The organism is Streptomyces sp. NPDC004788 (assembly GCF_053601115.1).
On record NZ_JBSGBF010000031.1, the window covers coordinates 26,485 to 46,136 of the forward strand.

The 19,652-nt window shown below is 73.0% G+C and carries 17 protein-coding genes; 8 read left to right on the top strand and 9 right to left on the bottom strand.

What is annotated here, in order from left to right; translation table 11 throughout:
* Positions 1 to 59: 59 nt before the first annotated feature.
* A complete protein-coding gene (locus ACWEJX_RS16270; protein WP_451608093.1) occupies positions 60 to 1,202 on the top strand; it encodes a carboxylate-amine ligase in 1,143 nt (380 codons plus the stop codon).
* Positions 1,203 to 1,266: 64 nt separating this feature from the next.
* Here ACWEJX_RS16270 and ACWEJX_RS16275 read toward each other — a convergent pair whose 3' ends face one another.
* Complete coding sequence (locus ACWEJX_RS16275) at positions 1,267 to 2,289, bottom strand: GlxA family transcriptional regulator (protein ID WP_451608094.1); 1,023 nt, start codon at positions 2,287 to 2,289, stop codon at positions 1,267 to 1,269.
* Between the two features lie 101 nt (positions 2,290 to 2,390).
* On the opposite strand from ACWEJX_RS16275, the gene ACWEJX_RS16280 reads away from it, so the two are divergent.
* The 4 genes from ACWEJX_RS16280 (at position 2,391) to lanL (ending at position 7,800) form a co-directional block, all read left to right on the top strand.
* The gene (locus ACWEJX_RS16280; protein WP_451608095.1) at positions 2,391 to 3,335 is read left to right on the top strand and encodes an NADP-dependent oxidoreductase; all 945 of its coding nucleotides are present in this window, start codon (positions 2,391 to 2,393) and stop codon (positions 3,333 to 3,335) included.
* Between the two features lie 57 nt (positions 3,336 to 3,392).
* Positions 3,393 to 4,847 carry an MFS transporter gene (locus ACWEJX_RS16285; RefSeq protein ID WP_451608096.1) on the top strand — a complete coding sequence of 485 codons (1,455 nt, stop codon included), beginning with the start codon at positions 3,393 to 3,395 and terminating at the stop codon, positions 4,845 to 4,847.
* Between the two features lie 158 nt (positions 4,848 to 5,005).
* Positions 5,006 to 5,188, top strand: a complete 183-nt coding sequence (locus ACWEJX_RS16290; RefSeq protein ID WP_451608097.1) for an SflA family class IV lanthipeptide — start codon at positions 5,006 to 5,008, stop codon at positions 5,186 to 5,188.
* A gap of 2 nt (positions 5,189 to 5,190) precedes the next feature.
* A complete protein-coding gene (gene lanL, locus ACWEJX_RS16295) occupies positions 5,191 to 7,800 on the top strand; it encodes a class IV lanthionine synthetase LanL (protein WP_451608098.1) in 2,610 nt (869 codons plus the stop codon).
* Between the two features lie 363 nt (positions 7,801 to 8,163).
* On the opposite strand, the gene ACWEJX_RS16300 is transcribed toward lanL, so the two are convergent.
* Genes ACWEJX_RS16300 through ACWEJX_RS16315 form a run of 4 tightly spaced genes read right to left on the bottom strand, consistent with a single transcriptional unit; the run spans position 8,164 to position 11,824 of the window.
* Positions 8,164 to 9,024 carry a class II fructose-bisphosphate aldolase gene (locus ACWEJX_RS16300; RefSeq protein ID WP_451608099.1) on the bottom strand — a complete coding sequence of 287 codons (861 nt, stop codon included), beginning with the start codon at positions 9,022 to 9,024 and terminating at the stop codon, positions 8,164 to 8,166.
* A 9-nt stretch (positions 9,025 to 9,033) separates the two neighbouring features.
* Positions 9,034 to 9,969 carry a 1-phosphofructokinase family hexose kinase gene (locus ACWEJX_RS16305; protein WP_451608100.1) on the bottom strand — a complete coding sequence of 312 codons (936 nt, stop codon included), beginning with the start codon at positions 9,967 to 9,969 and terminating at the stop codon, positions 9,034 to 9,036.
* The gene (locus ACWEJX_RS16310) at positions 9,966 to 10,934 is read right to left on the bottom strand and encodes an ROK family protein (RefSeq protein WP_451608131.1); all 969 of its coding nucleotides are present in this window, start codon (positions 10,932 to 10,934) and stop codon (positions 9,966 to 9,968) included. The genes ACWEJX_RS16305 and ACWEJX_RS16310 overlap by 4 nt, the downstream gene beginning before the upstream one ends.
* A 17-nt stretch (positions 10,935 to 10,951) precedes the next feature.
* Entirely contained in the window at positions 10,952 to 11,824 is an 873-nt protein-coding gene (locus tag ACWEJX_RS16315) for an SIS domain-containing protein (RefSeq protein WP_451608101.1), read from the bottom strand.
* A 186-nt stretch (positions 11,825 to 12,010) separates the two neighbouring features.
* Between ACWEJX_RS16315 and ACWEJX_RS16320 the strand changes: the two genes are divergently transcribed.
* Positions 12,011 to 12,796, top strand: a complete 786-nt coding sequence (locus ACWEJX_RS16320; RefSeq protein ID WP_403789884.1) for a DeoR/GlpR family DNA-binding transcription regulator — start codon at positions 12,011 to 12,013, stop codon at positions 12,794 to 12,796.
* 30 nt (positions 12,797 to 12,826) lie between these two features.
* Here ACWEJX_RS16320 and ACWEJX_RS16325 read toward each other — a convergent pair whose 3' ends face one another.
* Genes ACWEJX_RS16325 through ACWEJX_RS16335 form a run of 3 tightly spaced genes read right to left on the bottom strand, consistent with a single transcriptional unit; the run spans position 12,827 to position 15,971 of the window.
* Complete coding sequence (locus ACWEJX_RS16325; RefSeq protein WP_451608102.1) at positions 12,827 to 13,696, bottom strand: carbohydrate ABC transporter permease; 870 nt, start codon at positions 13,694 to 13,696, stop codon at positions 12,827 to 12,829.
* Positions 13,693 to 14,679, bottom strand: a complete 987-nt coding sequence (locus ACWEJX_RS16330; RefSeq protein ID WP_451608103.1) for a carbohydrate ABC transporter permease — start codon at positions 14,677 to 14,679, stop codon at positions 13,693 to 13,695. Before ACWEJX_RS16330 ends, ACWEJX_RS16325 begins: the two co-directional genes overlap by 4 nt.
* Before the next feature lie 35 nt (positions 14,680 to 14,714).
* Positions 14,715 to 15,971 (bottom strand): extracellular solute-binding protein, encoded by a 1,257-nt coding sequence (locus ACWEJX_RS16335; protein ID WP_451608104.1) that lies wholly within the window; start codon positions 15,969 to 15,971, stop codon positions 14,715 to 14,717.
* Positions 15,972 to 16,256: 285 nt separating this feature from the next.
* Here ACWEJX_RS16335 and ACWEJX_RS16340 point away from each other — a divergent pair, with 285 nt between their 5' ends.
* Positions 16,257 to 16,733 carry an ATP-binding protein gene (locus tag ACWEJX_RS16340; RefSeq protein WP_451608105.1) on the top strand — a complete coding sequence of 159 codons (477 nt, stop codon included), beginning with the start codon at positions 16,257 to 16,259 and terminating at the stop codon, positions 16,731 to 16,733.
* Between the two features lie 53 nt (positions 16,734 to 16,786).
* Here ACWEJX_RS16340 and ACWEJX_RS16345 read toward each other — a convergent pair whose 3' ends face one another.
* On the bottom strand, positions 16,787 to 17,443 hold the full coding sequence (locus ACWEJX_RS16345) for a TetR family transcriptional regulator (protein ID WP_451608106.1): 657 nt from the start codon (positions 17,441 to 17,443) through the stop codon (positions 16,787 to 16,789).
* A 202-nt stretch (positions 17,444 to 17,645) separates the two neighbouring features.
* On the opposite strand from ACWEJX_RS16345, the gene ACWEJX_RS16350 reads away from it, so the two are divergent.
* Positions 17,646 to 19,640, top strand: coding sequence for a ricin-type beta-trefoil lectin domain protein (locus ACWEJX_RS16350; RefSeq protein WP_451608107.1), 1,995 nt, complete (start codon positions 17,646 to 17,648; stop codon positions 19,638 to 19,640).
* Positions 19,641 to 19,652: the final 12 nt, after the last annotated feature.

Sequence of the window (19,652 nt, forward strand, 5' to 3'; positions counted from 1 at the left end):
CGTCTGAAACGGCCCGGGCGTCGTTCCCCGAACGACACCGTCTGTGCCACGATGACCGAATGACCCCACTGACGGTCGGCGCCGAAGAGGAGTACCTCCTGGTCGACTCGGTGACACGGGAGTTGAGACCGGAGGCAGCGAAAGTGGTGGCCGAGGCCGCCGCCGAGCTCGGGGACCGCGTGACCACCGAGATCACGAGCTACCAGGTCGAGGCCCGCACCGATCCGCATGCCCGTCTCGGCGAATTCGCCGCGCAGGTGCGGTCGATGCGGGCGGCCGTGGCGCGCGCCGCCGCACGCCTCGGCCTGGGCGTGATCTCCAGCGGCACACCGGTGCTGCCCCAGCCGCTGCCGCCCCCGATCACCGAAGGACCCCGGTACGCGCGGAGCGTGGCCGCCTTCGGCGCCCTGGACGACGAGCAGAGCATCTGCGCCTGCCACCTCCATGTCGGCATGCCCGACCTGGAAACGGCTCTCCAGGTCGGCAACCATCTGCGGCCCCGGCTTCCGGCCCTGATCGCGCTGGCGGCCAACTCGCCCTTCTGGCAGGGCCGGGACACCGGCTACACGAGCTGGCGCACGCTGGCCTGGGCCCGCTGGCCGGCCGCGGGCCCGCCGCCGTACGTCACGTCACGGGCGCACTTCGAGGAGCTCGTCTCCGGTCTCACCGCGACCGGCGGCATCCTCGACCGGGGCGGACTGTACTGGGACATCCGGCCCTCCGACCACGCCCCCACCGTGGAGATCCGGGTCGCCGACGCCACGGCCACCGCACAGGACACCGTGCTGCTCGCCGCGGTCGTCCGGGCCCTGGTCGGCACCGCCCTGACCGACATCGAAGCCGGGCGGCCCCCCTTACGGCCGTCCCCGGAGATCCTGCGCACCGCCTGCTGGCGTGCGGCCCGCGACGGCCTGGCCGGCGAAGCCGTCGACCTGCGCCGTCACCGTCTCGTCCCGGCGACCGCCCTCGTGGAGGACATGCTGGCGGACCTCCGGCCGTCGCTGCTGCGCAACGGCGATCTGGAGACCGTGACGGAGGGGTGGGCCGTGCTGCGCACCGTCGGCAACGGTGCCGACCGCCAACGGGCCGCCCATCGGGACGGCGGCGGCCTCATCGGCGTCGTCGACTACCTGATGAACGCCATGACGGAGCAGCCGGGGAACGTCACCCCGACGGCCGGTCCGGCAGCCGAAAGGCGTTGAGCGGGTCGTCCGCGCCACTCCGGGGTGGGTCGGCAACGGCACCTCGGCCGCTGCCGAGCCGGCGTCACGTGCGCGTGGTTCCTCGGTCGCGGCCCTGGAAGGTGCGGCGGTACGCGGCGGGTGAGACGCCGATCGCCGTGGCCAGGTGCTGGCGCAGCGAGGAGGCGCTGCCGAAGCCGGCCCGCTCGGCGACGCGGTCGACCGGCAGGTCGCTGGACTCCAGGAGCGTGCGGGCGAGTTGGAGCCGCTGGGCGGTGAGCCACTGGCCGGGGGTCTGGCCGGTCTCGGCGAGGAAACGACGGCTGAAGGTGCGCACGCTCATGCCCGCCCGGTCGGCCAACTGGGCGAGCTGGAGAGGCTGGTGGAGCTGCCGGAGGGCCCACTCCCGGGCCCCGGCGGTGTCGCTGCCGGTCGCGTCGGGGACGGGCCGGGCGATGTACTGGGCCTGTCCGCCGTCACGCCAGGGCGGAACGACGCAGAGCCGGGCGACCCGGTTGGCGGTCTCGCTGCCGTGGTCGTGGCGGATCAGGTGCAGGCAGAGGTCCATCCCGGCGGCGGCGCCGGCCGAGGTGAGGACGTCGCCGTCGTCCACGTAGAGCACGTCGGGGTCGAGCGGGGTCCGCGGGAACAGCTCGCGGAACCGCTCGGCGTACATCCAGTGGGTGGTGGCGGGCCGGCCGTCGAGCAGCCCGGCGGCGGCGAGGACGAAGGATGCCGTGCAGATCGACACCAGCCGGGTGCCGGGCCGGAGCCGGTCCAGGGCGGCGGCGACCGGCTCGGGGAGCGGGTCGTCGGCGCTCACCGGATCACCGATGGGCGCCACGATCAGGGTGTCGGCGGTCGCGATCGCGCTCGCGTCGTGTTCGACGGCTATCGAGAAGTCCTCGCTCGTGCGCACCGGCCGGCCGTCGACGGTGCAGGTGACCACCTCGTAGAGCCGCTCGCCGGCCGGTCCGCGGGCGAGGCCGAACGCCTTGGCGGGGATGCCCAGTTCATAGGGGACGACACCCGGGAGGGCGAGGACGACGACACGGTGCACGGCTTTCGGCGCGGCCTTGCGCACGGCTTTCTCCTTCGCTCGCTGCATGGCCAGATCCTCTCACTTGTTGGCGATCTGGCCACTCGTTTCGGGTGTTCGGCGACACCAGGCTGGTGGTCGACCGCGAACGAGACGAGGAGTGGATCCGCATGGCGCAGAAGATGCTGGCCGTCGCCTACGAGGAGCCGGGCGGGCCGGAGGTGCTGAAGGTCGTGGAACGTGAGCGGCCGGTGCCCGGTCCGACGGAGATCCTGGTGCGGGTGCGCGCCGCGGGCGTCAACCCGGTCGACTGGAAGACCCGGGCGGCCGGCACCCTGTACGTCCCCGGTGACGGCATCGTGGGGTGGGACGTGTCGGGCGTGGTGGAGGCCGTCAGCCGCGGCGTGACGCTCTTCCGGCCGGGCGACGAGGTGTACGGCATGCCGGGCTTTCCGCGCATGGTCGGCGGCTACGCGCAGTACGTGGCCGCTCCGGCCCGGCACTTCGCCCCCAAGCCGGCCGGGCTCGACCACGTACAGGCGGCGGCCCTGCCGCTGGCCGCGCTGACGGCGTGGCAGGCCCTGGTGGACACGGCGGCGCTGCGGGCGGGGCAGCGGGTCCTGGTGCACGCGGCCGCGGGGGGCGTGGGGCACCTGGCGGTGCAGATCGCCAAGGCGTACGGCGGGTACGTCATCGGCACGGCCCGCGCGGGCAAGCACGGCTTCGTGCGGGGGCTCGGCGCGGACGAGGTGATCGACTACACGGCGGTCGACTTCGCCTCGGTCGTCTCCGACGTGGACGTGGTGATCGACCCGATCGCCGGGGACTACCAGGAGCGTTCGCTGGCGGTGCTGCGCGACGGCGGCACGCTGATCACCCTGCCGGCACGCGAGACCGAGGCGCTCGCCGCGGCCGCTGCCGCGCGCTCCGTCCGCTCGGGCTTCATGCTGGTCGAGCCGGACCGGCGAGCGCTTCTGGCCGTTTCGGAGTTGGTCGAGACCGGCAGGCTGAAGGTCCACGTCGACGCCGTCTTCCCACTCGCGGACGCCGCCGAGGCCCACCGGCTCGGTGAAACCGGCAGGACCACGGGGAAGTTGGTGCTCCTGGTCGACTGACGAGACGTCATCGCAGCACAGCATCAAGGACTCCGACGCACACAGAGGTTTCCAGTCGTGTCACCTGTTCAGCAGTCGGCGAGCCCGCCGGCGACCGTCGCGAAGGCCGACGCCGTTCCGTGGATGACGACCGCGGTCGTCCTGACCGCCCTGTTCATGGCCGTCCTCGACTCCTTCATCGTGGTGGTCGCGGGCCCCGCCATCGAAGCGGATCTGCATGCCTCCCCCGGCGACGTCCAGTGGATCCTGGCGGGTTACCAGCTGAGTTACGCGGTCTTCATCATCACCGCCACCCGCCTGGCCGACCTGTACGGCCGCAAGCGGATCTTCCTTCTCGGCGTGGCCCTGTTCACCCTGGCATCGGTCGCCTGCGCGCTCTCGCCGAACGCGGGCGGCCTCATCGCCGCGCGTGTCGTCCAGGGCCTGGGAGCGGCCCTGATGGTGCCGCAGGTGTTCGCCTACGTCACGGTGCTCGTGCCGGCGGCGAGGCGGCACAGCGTGTACGGGGCGGTCGGCATCGTCATGGGCGCGGCCACCATCGGCGGACAGCTCGTCGGCGGACTGCTCATCGGCGCCGACCTGTTCGGCGCCGGCTGGCGCACGGTGTTCTGGGTGAACGCGCCGATCGGTGCCGCCCTGTTCCTGCTCGCCCTGCGGCACCTGCCGGCGACGGGTTCCGCCGCCGGCCGCACGCTGGACCTGCCCGGGGTCCTGGTGCTCAGCGCGGCTCTCTTCCTCCTCGTGCTGCCGCTGATCCAGGGGCAGGAGGCGGGCTGGCCGTGGTGGGTGTGGGCCTGCTTCGCCGGCAGCGCGGTCGCGTTCGGCCTGTTCGTCGCGGTCGAGCGGAGGCTGGAACGGCGCGGCGGGGATCCGCTCGTACCGCTCACGCTCTTCCGGCAGCGTTCGTTCGCGCTCGGAATCGTCCTCGTCCTCGCCCTGTACGCGCTGATCTACTCGTACTACCTGGCCCTGTCGGTGACGATGCAGCACGGCCTCGGCATGTCGGCGCTGGGCGCGGGCCTCGTCCAGGCGCCGGCCGCCACCGCGTTCTTCGTGTTCAGCATGGTCGCGAGCCGGACCGTCCCGAGGTACGGACGCCGGGTCCTCGAGATCGGCGCGGTCGTCCTGGCGAGCGGCTACCTGGCGACCGGCCTCCTGCTGGTGTCCGGGCCCCGGATCACGCCGCTCCTGGTGATTCCCACCCTCGTTCTGCAAAGCGTCGGCGGCGGACTGGTCATCACGCCGGCGCTCAACACGGTGCTGAGCCGCGTCGAACCGGAGTCGGCCGGCGTCGCCTCAGGTGTCCTGTCCACGGCCCAGCAGTGCGGCGGCGCGCTCGGCGTCGCGGTGGTCGGAGCGGTCTTCTTCGGCTCGTTCCGTCCCGGGGCGGTCGGCAGGGTCGCCGCCGCCGGCCACGCCTTCGCCGTCGCCTCCTTCGCCGTGTGCGCCATCGCCGTCGTCGCCGGAGTCGTCGTCTTCCTGCTGCCGAAGGCGCCGACGCCCCGGCCGTGACCGCGGCGATCAACGGTCCGAGAAGTGCCACCTGACCCCTTGTCAGCGGGTTCGCCCCCTCCCTACCTTTGTCCAGCGAGTTCTCGGCTCAGCGGGCCCACCGGCCCGTCTGGGCCGTTTCCTGCACTTCTGCGCACGACAAGACATGGAGGCGTCACATGCCCGTAGCCGTGCCCGAACTTCTGGAAGTCGACGGAATCCGCGACGCGGGTCCGCTGGAGATCGACGACGAGGCGATCGCGTTCGAGGACGACGACCGCGGCGACCGTGAGTACACGGCGTGTCTCGCCGACCCCTGGGTGACCGCCACCACCCGCTTCGCCTGCGACCTGAACTCGTAGCGGTGGCCGTCTCCATCGCCGGCCGCAGCGGTTGGTCCGACGACACCTGGTCGTACCTGACCGATCCGCGGATGCCGGCGATGGAACACGGCTGGAAACTGCACGTCTCGGCGCGCCCCGGCAACCTCGACGCCGTGACCCGGCTCGTCCTGCCGGTGCTGTCCCGACACGTCTGTCACGCGAAGTTCGCCCGGGACCCGGAGACGCTGCGCCGCCTCAACTCCGGGGCGGTGAGCGCCGGAGCCGTCGGCAAGGCGATCACCGTCTACCCGCCGGCCGGCACCGTGGTCGCGGTCGCCCGGGAACTCGCCGCCGCACTGCGTGGCCAGGAGGGCCCGAAGGTCGTCAGCGACCGGCGGGTCGACCCGGGGGCCCCGGTCTACTACCGCTACGGCCCGTTCACCGGTGACTACCGGACCGGCCGGAGCGGACGGCTCGAATCCGTGATGACCGGGCCGGACGGACAGATCTTCGACGGCCTCGCCGTCGGCCGCTACCGGTGCCCGCCCTGGGCCGAGGACCCGTTCACGACCGGCCCCGGCGCCGGTTCCGAGCCGTCCGCGCCCGGCTTCGGCGGCGGACGCTACGAGGTCACCGCCGGCATCGCCCGCGCACCCGGCGGCAACGTCTACCGCGCGGTCGACCGCACGCTCGGGCGGCCCGTGGTGGTCAAACAGGCGAGGGCCTTCGTCGGCGAGGACGAGTCCGGCACGGACGCCCGCCACCGGTTGCGCAACGAGCGCGCGGTCCTCGCCGCGCTCGACGGCGTCACGGGTGTGCCCCGCGCGCTCGACTACTTCGCTCACCGGTCGGACGAGTACCTGGTGCTGACCAGCTGCGGCGACCGGGACCTGCGCAGGGAGGTCCTGCGGAACGGCCCCTACCAGAACGGCCCTTACGGGGACGGCCCCGCGCGGGACGACGGCACCCGGCCGGCGCGCGCCCTGTCCGACCTCGCCTCCCGGCTGCTGCGCGTCCTGGACGCGATCCACGGCCGGAACGTGGTCGTCCGCGACCTCAAGCCCGACAACGTCGTGCTCGACGAATCGGGCCCGGACCACTGCCATCTGATCGACTTCGGGATCAGCGAGCGGGACGGCGCCGGCCCGGGCGGGGCGACCCCCGGATACAGCGAGCCGGTTCTGCGCGCGACCGGCCCGGCCGCCCCCGCCGACGACTACTACTCCCTCGGCGCGACCCTCTACTTCGCCGCCACCGGCATGGACCCGGTGATCGTCGACACCGCCCACGAGGTCAACCGGGACCGGACCCTGGCCTGTCTGGCCTGGGCGCTGCCCGGGCCCGCCCACCGGGAGATCCGGGCGTCGATCACCGGCCTGCTGAGCTTCGACCCGGCCGTACGGACCGCGGCCGCCGACCGTCTGCGCACCGGCACGGAGACGGGCGCGGTCGGGGGCCGGGCCACGTCCGCACGCCGGCCCGCGCGCCCCCGGATCGACAACGATCTGCTGGACGAGATCATCGAGCACACGACCGCGTACTGCGTCGGTGAGGCGCAGGCGATCGTGGATCCCGTACGGGCCGCGCGGCTGAACGTCCCCACCTCGATCGACGTGTACGGCGGCAGTTCGGGGCTCGGCCTGGAACTCCTCCAGCACGTCCACCGACCCCATGTGCGCTCCGCTGTCACGGAGTTGGCGCGGTGGACGGCGGAGCAGTCCAGAAACCTGCCACCCGGTTTCTACACGGGACGCACCGGCGTCGAACTCTTCCTCGCCGAAGCGGGGTGGGAGGCGCGGCCGGACGCGGTCCCGGCGACGGCCGCGCGGGACGGGTACGCCGTCCTGCCGGAGCGCGCGCCGGACGGCGGGCCTCCGGAGGCGGACCTGATCGCGGGCGCCGCCGGAATCGGACTCGGCCGGCTGCTGCTCGCCCGGCACGCCCTCCGGTCCGGCGACCGGGACGCCGCGGACCGGCACCTCGCCGTCGCCGCCGGCTGCGACCGGATGCTGGCGTCGGGCACCGCCAGGCTGACCCCGACCGGCCCGGACACGGCCGGCACCGCCGCCCTCCGCGAGGGCATCGCGCACGGCGCGGCGGGCGTCGCCTGCTTCCTGCTCGAGTACGGCGGCGAGACCGGGGACCCGGACGCGATCAGCCGCTCCGCGAAGGCCGCCGCGCGGCTGGCCGCCGTGACGCCGGACATCATCGCGGCGGCCGCCACACCGGGGGCGACCCGCCGCTACGGCTCGTGGTGCCGGGGCCTGGCCGGCATCGGCACCGTACTCCTGAGGGCCGCCGACCGCCTCGACGAACCCGGACACCTCGACCTCGCCCGGCGGACCGCGCGCGCCTGCGCCGCGCTGGCACCGCGGATGCCGCTGGTCACGCAGTGCTGCGGACTGGCCGGAGTGGGCGAGCTGATGGTGGACGTCGCGGCGGTGACCGGGTCCGAGGAGTTCCGGGACGCGGCCGAGACCGTCGCCCTGCTCGTCCTGAGCCGCAGCGGCGGCACCTGGTCCCGGCCCGTGTTCCCGGACACCGGTCTGGCCCGGCCGAGCGCCACCTGGGCCGGCGGCTCCGCGGGCGTGCTGGCGTTCTTCCGGCGCCTGCGCGCCGGGGGCGGCACGCGGCTCGGTCTCCTCGCCTGACCACGGCCCCCGCCGTCGCGGTCCACGCCACCGGGACGACCGGCGAGCGCGAGGCGCTGCGGTCGGCGACCCGGGCCGCCGACCGAGAACGCCACGCCCCCAGGCCGGCCGCCGGACGCACTCGGCCGACCCTGGACACACTCGCACCCAACCGGCCGCTGGACGCACTCGCACCCGGCCGACTGGTGGACGCACTCGGTCGGCCGCTCCACGCACTCGGCCCTCTCGGCCATCCCCTGGACACACCCGGTCGGCCGCTCGACGCACCCCCGTCGCGTCCCCAGCCGGCCGGCTCGGGACCGGTCGGGTCCGTCCTCGTGACGCCGGGGCGGGGTCGGCCGACGCCCGCTCCGCCCCGGCTCGTCAGCGGGCGGGCACCGCCGACGCGGCCGGAGCCCTGAGCACGCCGAGCAGCCGCGTCACCTCCTCGGCCATCGCGGTGCGGCCGGCGCCGAGGTAGCGGCGGGTGTCGACGAGCGACGGGTCGCCGTCGAGCACCTCGCGCGCGGCCAGGGTGAAGACCCGGTTCAGGTGCGTCGCGAGGTTGACCTTGGTCATGCCGTGGTCGACCGCCGCCGTCAGCACGTCGTCCGCGACGCCGGAGGAGCCGTGCAGGACCAGCGGTACGGGGACGGCTTCGCGCAGTGCGCGGATCAGGGCGAGGTCCAGTGCCGCGTCCCGGGTGAGCATGGCGTGGGAGGTGCCCACGGCCACCGCGAGGGCGTCCACTCCGGTGGCGGCGACGAAGGCGGCGGCCTCCGCCGGGTCGGTGCGGGCGCCGGGGGCGTGCACGCCGTCCTTGCCGCCGACCTCGCCGAGCTCGGCCTCCACCCAGACCCCGGCCGCGTGGCAGTGGGCGGTGATCGCCCCGGTGGCGCGGAGGTTCTCCCCGTACGGGAGGACCGAGGCGTCGTACATGACCGACGTGAAGCCGAGCTCGACGGCCTCGTGCACCAGGTCGTCGTCGGTGGCGTGGTCGAGGTGGACCGCGACCGGGACCCGGGCGGCACGGGCCATGGCGAGCGTGGCCAGGCCGATGGACCGCAGGCCGCCGTGGTAGCGGGCCGCGTTCTCGCTGATCTGGAGGATCACCGGCGCACCGGCCTCCTCCGCGCCGGCCACGATCGCCTGGGCGTGTTCGAGCTGGACGACGTTGAAGGCGCCCACGCCGTGTCCGGCGTGCGCGGCGGGGGCGACAATGTCCCCCGTACCTACGAGAGGCATGACGGTTCCTTACGAGTGAGGCGGAAGGGGCGGGAGGGACTGGACGTCCACCGCGCCGCGCAGGCGCTGGTGGACGGTGGGATCGAACGAACCGGCCAGGGGCGCGGCGACGGCCGCGGCGGACAGGGCCACCGCTTCGGCGAGCCGCCGCGGCCAGGAGACGCCGGCCGCCAGGCCGCGGGCCAGGGCGGCGACGGCCGCGTCCCCGGCGCCGGTGGGGTTGCCGCGCAGCCGCTCGGGAGGCGTGGCGCGCCAGGCGCCCGACGAGTCCACCGCGAGGAGGCCGTCCGGGCCGAGGGAGGCGACCACGGCTTCGGCGCCCGCGGCGCGCAGGGCCTCCGCCGCCCGCCGTGGGTCCCGTTCACCGGTGGCCTCGACCAGTTCGTCCGCGTTGGGCTTGACGAGGGCGGGGCCTGCCGGCAGGGCGGCCAGGAGCGCCGGGCCGCTGGTGTCCACGATCGCCGGGACGCCCCGGGCCCTCGCGGCGCGGACGAGCGTGGCGTACGCGTCCGCGGGGAGGCCGGGCGGGAGGCTGCCGGAGAGCACGGCGACCGTGGTCGGGCCCAGGCAGGCGTCGAAGCCGGTGAGGAAGTCGCGCCATTCGTGCGGCCTGACGACCGGACCCGGTTCGAGGAGCGTCGTCGTGTCGCCGGTGTGCTCGTCGACCACGGCCACCGTGCGGCGGGTCTCGCCGTCGATGGGCGTGAGCCGCTCCGGCAGTTCCGCGTGGGAGAGCTCGCGGCGTACCGCCTCACCGGTCGGGCCGCCGGCCAGGCCGGTGACGAGCGTGAGCAGGCCGAGGGTGTGCAGGACCCGGGAGACGTTGACGCCCTTGCCGCCCGCCCGGGCGCCGACGTCGCGGACGCGGTGCGCGGAGTGGGGGCTGAGGCGGTCGACGCGGTGGGTGATGTCGAGGGCGGGGTTGAGGGTGACGGTGAGGATCACGGGCGCACCCATGCCTGTTCGAGGAGGTCGTGCGCCAGCAGTGCCGCGCCCACGCATCCCGCGCGGTCGCCCAGCCGGGCCTCGGTGAGGTGCGGTACGGCCTGGAAGGTCAGCCGCCGGGTCAGGGCGTCGCGCAGGGGCGCGAGGTAGGCCTCGCCCGCGCGGGCCAGGCCGCCGCCGAGGACGACGCGTTCGGGGTCGTACAGCGTGACCGCGGCGGCCAGGGCGTCCGCGAGCGCCTCGATCGCCTCGGTCCAGATGGCGGCGGCCACCGTGTCGCCCGTCTCGGCGCGCCGCTGGACGTCCCTGGCGCTGATGCCGTGCCAGCCGGTGGCGCGTGCGTAGCGGCGGGCGACGGCCGCGGCCGAGGCCACGGTCTCCAGGCAGCCCCTGGCGCCGCAGTGGCAGCGGGCGCCGCCGGGCCGGACGACGACGTGCCCGAGCTCGCCGGCCCGGCCGTGGGCTCCGGTGAGCGCGCGGCCCCGGCTGAAGGCGGCGGCGGCGATGCCGGTGCCGACCGGGACGAAGAGGAAGTCGGCGCAGCCGCGGCCGGCGCCCATCCGGGCCTCGGCCAGTCCGCCGGCGCGTACGTCGTGGCCGAAGGCGACCGGCATGTCGAGGTGTTCGGCGAGCCAGTCCTGGACGGGCACGCCGCGCCAGCCGAGGTTGGCTGCGAGGACGGCGAGTCCGGACTCCTCGTCGACGATGCCGGGGACGACGATCCCGGCGGCCTGCGCGTCGGGGCAGCGTTCCACGAGTTCCGCGGCACAGGACAGAACGGTCTCCAGGACCGCCTCGGGGCCGCGGTCGGCGCGGGTGTACCAGCGGTCCGTGTGGTCGAGGGCGGTCGCGCCTTCGATGAGGCTGCCGCCCTTGATGTAGGTGCCGCCGACGTCCAGGGCGACGACCCTCCGTGAGGCCGTTCGCGCGGTGCTCGTGATGCTCACAGTGCTCGTGGTGCCCATGGTGCTCGTGGCGGTGGTCATGAGCCGGTGAGGACGATCGAGCGGGTCAGGTTGCGCGGCTGGTCCGGGTCGAGACCGCGGCGCCCGGCGAGGGCGACGGCGAGGCGCTGGGCGCGGACGAGGTCGGCGAGCGGGTCACCGGGCGACACCGTGAGGTACGCGCCGGTCGCCCGGACCTGGTCGGCGAGGCCGGCGGGCGGCTCGCCGAAGAACCACACGACGGTGCCGGGGCCGCTGACGCTGATGGGCCCGTGCCGGTACTCCATCGCCGGATACGACTCCGTCCACGATCCGGAGGCCTCGCGCAGCTTCAGCGCCGCCTCGTGCGCCAGACCGGTGCTCCAGCCGGTGCCCAGGAAGGTGAACTGGCCGGCGCTCAGCAGCTCCTCGGGGAGCGGAGCCGCCAGCGCGTGCCGCGCCTGCCGCAGCAGGTCCTGCGGTACGGGGCCGAGGCCGGCGCGCAGCAGGACCAGCGCGGTCGTCGCGAAGCGGGTCTGCACGACGGACCGTTCGTCGGCGAAGGACAGGTCGACGACGGTGCCGGCGGCGTCCTTGACGGGGGTGTCGAGGTCTCCGGTGAGCGCCACGGTCGGGGTGTCGCCGGCCCGGCGGAGCGCGTCGAGCACCTCCGTCGTGGTTCCGGAGCGGCTGATGGCCACGACCCGGTCGTAGCGGCGCGCGGCCCGGAAGTCGGCGGCCGGGAAGGCGTCGGTCTCGCCGAGCCCGGCGTCCTCACGCAGTGCCGCGTACGCCTGCGCCATGTAGAGCGAGGTGCCGCAGCCCACGACCGCGACCCGTTCGCCGGCCCGCGGCAGTCCGGCCGGACGCATGTCCAGTGCCCGCAGCCAGCAGGCGGGCTGCTCGGCTATTTCCACGTCGACGTGACTCACGGGGGCCTCCTCGAAGGCGGTGTCGGCCGGTACTCCACCCAGCCGAATGACTGAAGATGATTCGTTTATAGCCTGTGCGCTCAACTTTGAGCAATCACGCGCAAGATTGATCACGGAAGCGTCGCGCCGGGTTACTCTCGGCTCCGACATGTCGCAAGGCGACGTCACGAGGTGAGGAGAACGGTCATGAGCTCGCACGAGCGGTGGACGCGGCTGCTCGACGCGCTGAGCGAGCGCGGCAGCATCGAGGTCGGCGAGGCCGCCGAACTGCTGGACGTCTCGCCCGCGACGGTCCGCCGAGACCTGGAGGAACTCTCCCGCCAGCAACTGCTCACCCGCACCCGCGGCGGCGCGGTCCTCAGCGGTGTCACCTATGACCTCCCGCTGCGCTACAAGACCGCACGCAAGGCCGACGAGAAACAGCGCATCGCCCGCGCCGCCGCCGCGCTCATCCCGCCCGGCGCCGTCGTCGGGCTCAACGGCGGCACCACCACGTCCGAAGTCGCCCGCGAACTCGCCACCCGCGCCGACCTCGCCGAACACGGCGGCTCCACCGCCCTGACCATCGTCACCAACGCCGTCAACATCGCCAACGAACTGGCCGTCCGCCCGTACGTGAAGACCGTCGTGACCGGCGGCGTCGCCCGCCCCCAGTCCTACGAACTCACCGGGCCCCTCGCCGCGATGGTCCTCCAGGGCCTCTCCCTCGACTACGCCATCCTGGGCGTCAACGCCGTCGACCCCCGCTTCGGCGCCGCCACCCACGACGAGGGCGAAGCCAGCGCCAACCGCGCCATGGCCGAACGCGCCGAGAAGGTCATCGTCGTGGCCGACTCCACCAAACTCGGCCAACGCGCCTTCGCCCGCGTCTGCACCATCCCCGAGATCCACACCCTCGTCACCGACCACGACGCCCCCGACGACCTCGTCGAACAGCTCACCGCCCAGGGCGTCGACGTCCACTGCGTCTGACGGACGGGGCCGAGGAGCCTGCTGTCCGGGCTACTTGACCGAGCCGGCGGTGAGCCCGGACACCACGTGGCGCTCGATGACCGCGAACAGCGCGACCACGGGCACGATGGCCACCAGCGACGCGGCGAACACCTGGTTCCACTGCACGCTGTAGGCGCCGATCATGTTGTTGATGCCGACGGTGAGGGGCTGCCGCTCGGGCGAGGTGGTGAGCGTCAGCCCCATGATGAACTCGTTCCACGCCGCGATGAAGGTGAAGATCACGGCGGTGACGATGCCCGGCATGGCCAGCGGCAGGGTCACGCGGAAGAGCGCGCGGGCCCGGCCGCAGCCGTCCACCATCGCGGCCTCCTCCAGCTCGACGGGGATCGAGCCGATGTAGGCGCTGATGATCCAGACGGCGAAGGCGAGGTTGAAGGCGGCGTTGGCCACCATCAGCACGGTCGTCGTGTCCAGCAGGCCGAGCGCGTGGAACTCACGGTAGAGGCCCACCTGCAGGGCGGTCGGCTGGAACATCTGCGTGACGAGGACGAGGAGCAGGAAGGCGTTGCGCCCGCGGAAGCGGACGCGTGCCGTGTAGTAGGCGGCGGGGAGCGCCACGAGCAGGACGAGGAGAGTCGAACCGCCCGCGATCAGCAGCGTGTTGGCCAGGTTCTGGCCGAGGGTGGTCTCGCTCCAGACGCTGGTGAACGCGGACCAGTCGAAGTGCGAGGGCAGATAGCCGTTGTCGCGCAGCTCGCCGGCCGGACGCCCGGCCGTGATCACCATGTCGGCGTACGGCAGCAGGAAGAGCGCCGCCAGCGCCCAGGCCGTGACGGTGAGCAGCACGGTCTTCGTGCGAGGGCGGGGCCGGGGACGCGGATGAGGACGGCCACCGGGGTGAAGGGTCGTGGTGCTCATCGGTCCGTCTCCTTCCAGCCGCTGACCTTGAGGAAGACCAGGACCATGACGATGACGGCGGCGAAGTTGACCACCGACAGGGCGGCCGACTCGGCCACGTCGTAACTGCGCAGCATGTACATGAAGACCGTGGTGGTGGCGGTGTCGGCGTTGGGGCCGCCCTGGGTCATGCCCCAGATGACGGGGAACGAGTTGAAGACGTTGATCAGGTTGATCACCAGGGCGACCAGGAACGCCGGCCGCAGCAGGGGCAGCGTGATCCGCAGGTACGTCTGGAGGCGTGAGGCGCCGTCCACGCGGGCCGCCTCGTACACCTCGCCGGGCACGGTCTGGAGCCCGGCGAGCAGGGTGTACGTGGTGAAGGGCAGCGACACGAAGACGGCGACGGCGATCAGCCACGGCTTCGCGTGGGCGGCGTCGCCGGTCCACGCCTCGGCCGAGTCGATCAGGCCGAGGTCGAGCAGCACCCGGTTGAGGACGCCGGCGACCTGGTCGAGCATCCAGCGGAAGCCGATGGCGGTCATCAGGACGGACGCCGCCCAGGGCGCGACGAGCGCCCAGCGGGTGACGCGGCGGCCGGGGAAGCGCTGGTTGAACAGCTGGGCCAGGCCGAGCGACAGCAGCATCGTCAGCGCGACGACGGCCACCGTCCACACGGCCGTCCAGGTGAGGACGTCGGCGATCCGGGGGTCGGCGAACAGCTTGCGGTACTTGTCGAGTCCGGCCGGACCGAGGTCCGTGCCCGAGGTGTCGATCCTCCGCAGCGAGGTGCGGATCATCTCGACGACCGGCCAGACGACCACGGCGAGGATGAGCAGGACGGCGGGCGCGATCCAGGGCAGGGCGCCCAGGCGCCGGAACCAGGAGCGGGGCCGGGGCCCGGCCGGCGGGTCGGGGTTTCGCCGGCCGGGCCGCGGGGCTGCGGGCCGGCGGGCCGCGTGGGCCCGCCGGTCGGCGGTACGGGGAGAGGTGCTGGTGGACACGTGCGTTCTCGTTTCGGACATGCCGCCCCGGCCCGTCACCGGCCCGCCTGCTCGGCCGCCTGCTGCAGGGCGTCGAGGGTCTTCTGCGGGTCGTCGAGGGCGCTGCCGATCTGGGTCTTTATCTGGGCGGAGACGCCCGGCCAGGTCGGGTCGCTGAGCGGGTAGAACGTCGCGGTGGGCAGGATGTCGAGGAAGGGCGCGAGGTCCTTGACCGCCGGGTCGGCCGCGAGCGCCGTGCGCGCCGACTGGGTCACGGGCAGCAGGTTGTAGGTCTTGGCGAACCTGACCGTGTTCTCCTTGCCGTACGCGAAGTCGAGGAACGCCTTGATCTGGTCCCGGTGGCCGCCCTTCTTGAAGGCCATCATCCAGTCGGCGACGCCGAGGGTGCTGGGGCTCTTCGCGGTCGCGCCGGGCATCGCGGTCCAGGTGACGTCCAGGCCCTTGAGCTCGGCGAGCTGGCCGGGGAAGCCGTTGAGCATGCCGACCTTGCCGGAGGCGAAGTTCTTGGTGAGGTCGGTGCGGTTGACCGCGGCCGGGCTCTTCTCGGTGAGGCCCGCGTCGACCCACTTCTTCAGCTGGGTGAACGTCTCCACGTTCGCGGGCGAGTTGATCTCGTACTTCGCGCCGGTGCCCTGGTAGCCGCCGCCGTTGCCCATCATCCAGATGAACGCCTCGGCCTGGGCCTCCTCCTTGCCCAGCGGCACGCCGAGCGGCACCTCGACGCCGGCCTTCTTCAGCGCGGTCGCGTCGGCGGTGACCTCGGCCCAGGTCCGCGGCGGCTTCTTCGGGTCGAGGCCGGCCTTGCGGAACAGGGCGTCGTTGATGAGGAACATCCGCGCGCTGGAGACGAACGGGATGCCGTACGCGGTGCCGTCCTGGCGCCCGGCGTCGGCCATGGCGGGGATGAGGTCCCCCTCGGTGCCGACCGAGAGCACGTCCGAGGTGGGGTACAGCAAGCCGCTCTTGGCGAAGTCGGCGTAACCGCCGGTCTGGAGGATGTCCGGCTGGTTCCCGTTCTGGACCATGGTCTTGACCTGGGCGTCGATGTCGTTCCAGTTGATGACCCGGAGGTCGACCTTGATCTTCGGGTTCTTCTTCTCGAACGCCTTGATGACGTCCTGCCAGTACGCCTGGCTCGAGTTGTCCCCGTTGGACCCGTAGTCCGCCGCGACGAACGAGATCGTGGTGACACCGTCCGGGCCGGTCGCGGAGCCGGACCCGCCTCCGCAGGCCGAGAGCAGGAGCGAGCCGACGACGGCGGCGGTGGACAGGGGGAAGAGACGTCGCTTCATGGCAACTACCGCCTGATTCACGAAGAGAGGTTGGCGCGCGAAACTGAGCAGGTTGGCGCGTAGCGCTCAACTTAGAGCATCAGTCGCGCCAGATGTCACCCGCGCGCCCGGCTCAGTTATCCACTCGTGACCGCCGGGCGTGCACGAGGACCGCCGCGCAGGGGGTGACCACCGACGCGGTGCGGCAAAAACCTAGACATTCAAAGTTTTCGTGCTTACCGTGGCACAACCGGCGGTTTTCCGGCCGCCACGCGCCCCGTCCCCCCAGGCGCCGAGGAGCCCCCCATGTCGATGGCCACCCAAGACAGCCCGCTCACCCGCGACGAGCGTCAGGCCCTGTGCGTGATGCCCGCGACCGTCGACGCGGTCCCACCGCTGCGGCGCTTCGCCCAGGAAGCGGCACGCCGCTGGGAACTCGGCGACGAGATCGACGAGGCGCTCGGGGTGATCGTGACCGAGCTCGCCGCCAACGTGGTCCGGCACAGCGGCAGCCGGGACGTGGCCCTGCTCCTGACGGCCACCGGCCGCTCGCTCACGCTCCAGGTGCGGGACACCGGCAGGTGGCGCCCCCGGCGCCCCCGGCTGCCGGGTGACGAGGCCACCGCCTGCTGCGGCCGCGGTCTGCCGCTCGTCCGCGCGTACGCCGTGGACTGCGCGATCGTGCGGACGGCACGCGGCACGCGGGTGGCCGTGACCCTCGCCGCGGGCGCGGCGTTCGAGCAGGCCCCGCCGGAGGCGGGCCAGGGAGCTGTCCGACTCTGATCCGCCCGCAGGCGGACCAGGGAGCTGTCCGACCCTGGTACGCCGGAGACGGACTAGGACGCCGCGGCGTCCCCGGAGCCGGTCGCGGGAGGAGTGGGAGTCCGCTCCTCCCGCGGTCCGGCCAGTGCGGCCAGGAGCACCTCCCGCAGCCGGCCGATGTCCCCGGCCATGTCGATCGTCGGCTCCAGCAGCCACTGGAGCTGGATGCCGTCCGTAGCGGCCAGCAGGATCCGGGCGGCCCAGTCGGCGTCGGCGTCCGTCGCCGGCTCGTCGGTGCCGTGGGCGGGCGGCGGGCCGGCGGCGAGCAGTGCGGCGATCTGGAGCCGCAGACCCCGGTACCGCTCCGTGAAGAAGGCGTGCCCCGGGTGGTCGGGATCGGCGGAGGCCGCGGCGATGTCCAGGAACAGCTTGACCAGTCCGGGTGTGGCGGCGTTCTGGGCGAGCAGCTCGGTCCGCCACAGCACCGTCTCCGGGCTGTAGGCCTCGGACGCCGCCGTGTCACGGGCCTCGACCACCGCCGTGAGCAGCGCCTCACGACTGCCGAAGTGGTGCAGGACGCCCGCGTCGGTCATCCCGACCCGCTGGGCGATGTCCCGTACGGACACGCCCCGGCTGCCGGCCTCGGCGTAGGCGGCGAGTGCCGCGTCGAGGATCACCTGCCGCTTGGCGGCGGTCTTGGCGTACGGGCCCCGGGGTCGTCGTGTGCTCACCCGAGCAATCTAGCCAGAGCGCGCCCGGAAAATCCTCGCGCCCCCGCCCTGGCGCCGCCGCTTCCGCGGACACCTCGACGGCCTTCCTCCGACACCTTGACGGCGCGCCTGGCGACCCTCGAAGCTTTGCGCACCAGTGATTGAAGTTGAGCGTTAGAACCTACTTAACGCATCTTCACTCATCAAGGGAAGGACCCCCCTCGTGCACAAGCGCATTCCCCGGAGGACCGCACCGGTCCTGCTGAGCACCGCTCTTCTTGTCACCGCCTCCGCGTTCGCCGCGGGCCCCGCCGTCGCCGACGACGGCGTCGGTTCCCCGGCCGCCAACTACTCCTCGGCCGCCACCCCGCAGGGGCCGCTGGCCGCCGCTCCGCCGATGGGCTTCAACAACTGGGCCCGGTCCACCTGCACACCGCAGGCCCCGCTGGACGGCTCCCCGCGGCTGAACTACTCGTTCCAGCAGTACATGCAGGACAACGCCAAGGGCCTCGCCGACGCCGGCCTCATCGCGGCCGGGTACAAGACCATCACCGTCGACGACTGCTGGATGTACCGCAACAGCTCCGGCTATCTGCACGGCGCGGCGAACTGGGGCGCCCGGACCGACGTCCGCGACAGCACCAAGCAGCCCGGCTTCGACTACGAGCTCACCGCCTACGGCGCGTATCTGCACAGCCTCGGGGCGAAGTTCGGCATCTACGAGACGTCCGGCACCCACACCTGTTCCACCACCACGCCGACCTCGCCCAACCAGGCCAACGGCAGCGAGTACCACGAGCAGGCCGACGCCGACTCCTTCGTCTCCTGGGGCGTCGACACGCTCAAGTACGACAACTGCGGTCAGCAGGAGCCCATGCAGACGCTCGACACCCGGATGGCGAACGCCCTCAGCACCGCCGTCACCAACGCCAACAAGGCGGGCACCCCGAAGCCGAACGTGGTCTTCAACATCTCCGCCCCCGCCGCGTACGGCAACGGCTCCACCAAGTTCAGCGCGATGAACTGGGTGCGCGGTCTCGGCCAGCTCTGGCGCGTCGGCCCGGACATCTACAACGACTACGACAACGGCGCCACCGACCCCTGGAACCAGCCGCTGGGCGTGCAGTCCGGCTACAACTTCGGCGCCTACCAGAGCGTCGACAGCACCCTGGAGCTGGCCCGCTACCAGGGTCCGGGCAACTGGAACGACGCCGACATGCTGCTCATCGGCGACAACGGCATGACCACCGCCGAGGAGCGCAGCCAGATGTCGCTGTTCTCCGCGATGGCCGCGCCGCTGGTGATCTCCACCGACGCCCGCAAGTTCGAGCCCTCCTACATCGCGGCCCATCCGGCCGAGGCGGCGCACCTCAACGCCTCCATCGGCATCCTCGGCAACCCCGAGGTCATCGCGGTCGACCAGGACCCGCTCGGCGCCGGCGGCTACCGCGTCTCGGGCGGCGGCGCCAACGCCGACGGCACCCCGGCGGCGTCCAACGGCATCGACGTGGTCGTCAAGCCGCTGGCGGACGGCAGCCGGGCCGTGGTCGTCCTCAACAAGGGCGCCGCCTCCGCCGGCTACACGCTCGACCTGGCCTCCCTCGGCTTCAGCAGCGGCGGCGGCAACTACACCGTGCGCGACCTGTGGGCGCACTCCACCAGCACCTCGGCCGGGTCGGTGACGCTCACCATCGGCTCGCACGACAGCGCGATGCTCAAGGTCACCCCGCCGGCCGGCTCCACCGCCACCCCGCGCGGCCAGATCACCGCCTCCCGCGGCAGCTGGTCCAAGGCCTCGCTCTGCCTGGACAACTACCAGTCCCGCACGACCAACACCGCCGTCGACGTCTACAACTGCTCCGGCGGCTCCAACCAGCAGTGGCAGCGCAACGCGAACGGCTCCGTCCTGCTGCTCCAGGCCGGCACCGCCAACCTCTGCCTGACCGCCCAGAGCTCCGCCTCCGCCGGCGTGATCAACGGCCAGCAGGGCCAGTGGGTCGGCGTCGCCGCCTGCGGGTCCGCCCCGGGCTACCAGACCTGGAGCTACAACCGCGACGGCAACCTGAAGCTCGCCGGCACCAACCTCTGCCTCGACGTCTACGCCGGCGCCACCACGCCGGGTACCCCCGTGGGCGTGTACACCTGCGGCGCCGCCCCCAGCGCGATCCAGACCAACCAGACCTGGGCCGCCCCCTTCAACGCTCCGCCGGCCGCCTGACCGCGACCGGCC